The organism is Bradyrhizobium sp. NBAIM08 (assembly GCF_020193935.1).
Taxonomy (GTDB): Bacteria; Pseudomonadota; Alphaproteobacteria; order Rhizobiales; family Xanthobacteraceae; genus Bradyrhizobium; species Bradyrhizobium yuanmingense.
On sequence record NZ_JADYVR010000390.1, the window covers coordinates 1 to 444 of the forward strand.

Here is a 444-nt window from a genome sequence, read left to right on the forward strand (position 1 = left end):
GGCTGGCACCTCCCCAATCTGGTCGCAGATCGCCACGCGGAATCCCTGCTCGATCAGTTTGGCGACGTAGCCCTCGGCTGCGTGATACGGCACACCCGCCATCGGGATGCGATCACCCTTACCAGCGTCACGGGCCGTCAGCACGATGTCGAGCGCTTTCGACGCTGCCTTTGCGTCGTCGTCGAACATCTCGTAGAAGTCGCCCATCCGAAAGAACAGGATGGCGTCTGGATGGCGTGCTTTCACCTCAAGGTACTGCCGGCGGCCCGGGGTCATCGGCAGGTACTCTGGGCCAAGCAGCGCCAACTGGTCCAACGGCGGCACCTCGTGCAACGTGGTCGATTTTGGAGTATACGGCCGGATTCGCAGCATGCGGCGTCACAGGGTCGCCACCGCCCGCCATGCTGTTGCCCTTGCCGCCGAGAATCGCGGATGCCTATACTT

At 63.1% G+C, this 444-nt stretch carries 1 pseudogene; it reads right to left on the reverse strand.

From position 1 onward, the window contains the following. Positions 1–315, reverse strand: a pseudogene (locus I6F37_RS40055) (DNA mismatch repair protein MutS); the annotation flags it as partial. Between the last annotated feature and the right edge of the window lie 129 nt (positions 316–444).